At 60.3% G+C, this 2541-nt stretch carries 1 protein-coding gene; it reads right to left on the bottom strand.

Annotated features, from left to right (window positions below; translation table 11 throughout):
• On the bottom strand, positions 1-2541 hold a 2541-nt coding region (locus ACOCD2_RS04710; protein WP_419625618.1), incomplete at both ends, for a DotA/TraY family protein.

Below are 2541 nucleotides of genomic sequence, written 5' to 3' on the forward strand. Positions count from 1 at the left end.
TCCTGCTCCCGCTCCTGCACCGTGCTGTGTGTTGGCGCCGGATCCATCAGAGAACGCCCCATCGTGCCTCGTGCCCCCCCCAGCATCATCGTCATCTGAAGAAGTGCCTTGGTTTGCCGTCTTTTCTGCCCCTTCCTGCTGATCAGCGTTGTCTGTTCGGGCAGCGAGACTGCCTTTGGGAGCATCGGCTTCGTCACCGATTGTTGAGGGGCTTGGCGTATCTCTCCGTCCTGAGCTTCCTCCACCAGCAATCATAGCCCCGCCTGTGGCCCCGGCAATTTGGTATCCAGCACGCGCGCCCCCCTCAATTTTATGCTCATCCTGCCCTTCTCCCAGATTGGTATGCAGCTGTGCAATCCAGTTGAGCACGTTGTCCGGTATCCAGGTGATCAGCGCAAAGGTTCGGTGCGCCACAGTAATCACCAGCACCCCCATCAATATGCCGTATGAGACGACATAGGCCGGCGACCAGCTAAAATTCCAGGATGAGCCGCCTTGTGCATCAAACTGCGCCATGCGCAAGCCCGCGCCCAGCACTCCGGCGATGGCCTCAAAAAGCAGTATGCTGATAAAGAAACCGATCACCATCAGGCTCGGGCGCGCCAACACCCGCAGAAACAGCATGTAGCCCTGTTTGCCGTGTTGGCCGGCCATGCCCTCGCCATCGGGGATACCATGAGCAATGGCCCACAAGGGGGCCGCCACCATTACCTCCATCACCAGGATGACCCACCCGATGAACCCCATGACCCAGAGGAAGAAAGGCACCATGGGCAGATAGTAAGCCAGCGCCATACCTGTAACAAACAGGCCGGTCATGGCGCCGGCGATCAGGCGCCCCAAAAAGGAATCATTGATGTTGGTCGCCGCTTCGATTCCTCTTGAAATGCCCTTCCCGGTAAAGATGCTCAGGATGCTGCCGAGAAGCCCCCCTTCGGTGGCCCCGCCAACAAAATGACCCGCCACTTTAAGCGCGAAGAACGCGGCTGCCGCCGCTTGTACGCCATCAACGTATTTAGTTCCCAGGATTTGCAGGTTGCGCACGGGGTCGCCATCCGACAGATAAGATGCCCAGGAATCCGGCCCGTAGGAGAGCGATTGGGTAAGGATTTCGGTTGCCCGGGTGCTCAACCCTTCGGGGCTGGATATGTCAAGGTAGTCCTCCAGTTCTTCGCTGACGCGATTCTCCGCACAAGGATCGATGACTGACTCATCCAGGCCGTATTCATTGACAGGATATGCGGTACAACTGGTAGCATTCGCCACACTGCTTTTCCGATTGCCACCGGTGCGCTTGTACATTTGGTAAGCGTTCAGGCGTTCCTGATAGGCCTGGGGCGCGAAGAACGCCCGCCGGGCTTCGCTGAACTGGACCGGGAACGTCTTGATCGACAGCGCAGAATCGCTGGTTGGCAGCGTTTTCCGGTCGTGTTCCGCCAAGCGGTTGTACCAGCTGCCCAACATGGCCCAGCCCTGGCTGCGGATCAGCTCCGCCTCCGCCGACAGCTCATTCGTCCGGTTGCCCGGGTCGTTGGCCTTGCGGTTGGATTCCGCCAGGTTGTCGGCGGCCATGCGCAACAGGATTTCCTGGGCGATTTTCACGCTGCCCCGCTGCGGGCCGTTGCCCTGGTAGGCTTCGATATCACCCACGTCCCGTGCGAGAAAATCCGCGATCTCCTCGGCTTTTTTCTGCATGTCGGCAAAAGCCTGCAGCCGCCTGGCGCAGGCCGGTCCTGCTGCATCCGCACAAGCGATCTCCGCACCACCGAAGGCCTTGTCGCTGGTCTGATTCTTCTCCAGGGTGGCATACTGATAGGCGTAGCGAATGACACACTTGCCCTTGCCAACCTTCCCCGTACAAACTCCGGGCACCCGGCCGATACGGTACGCGGCAGGCCCCGCCGGCGGCGATACCGGCGGCGGCTCTGAGTGGGTCACAGAATTGTAGATACGGCCGAAAAAGCCGGGCTTTTCAAGAATCGGCTCCCAGTGGGCGCTGTACCGCCCTGCCTCTGGCCGCCGGCCATCCCCGTAGTTGTCCTTGATGTACATCTTGAGGGTGAGAATGGACTGCACGGTATTGTCCACCACGTCCGACACCCCGCCCACAGGCTGAAAGTTCGGGGCCGCCAGCCCCTGATTCTTCTCCAGGTACGTCATGGCAGCATCGGTAACAGTGTTGGCCGCACCGATACCGTAATAGACGAACATCAGCAGTAACGCCTGCAAGAAAGACAACCCCTTGGCCCAGGGCAGCGGCACCAGCAGCATGACCGCCAGTCCGGATCGTATCGGGGTCCACAGGGTCGAGTAGCGCTTGCCCAGGGGCTGGCCCTCGTGGGCGGTGCCCAGTATGCCCACGCCCATGACGTAGACAAACAGCACCACCAGAAAGGCCAGCGCCAGGACGTTCATCACGGAGAAAACAGCGCCGATGACCGTGGCGGCCGCCTGTCCGTGCTCGGTGAACACCCCGAACAGCGCGGATGACCCGCCATCACCCAACTGGCCATGCAGGTTCAGGTAATCCCACCAGCCCGA

Source organism: Thiolapillus sp. (genome assembly GCF_048562965.1).
Lineage (GTDB): Bacteria > Pseudomonadota > Gammaproteobacteria > Chromatiales > Chromatiaceae > Thiolapillus > Thiolapillus brandeum_A.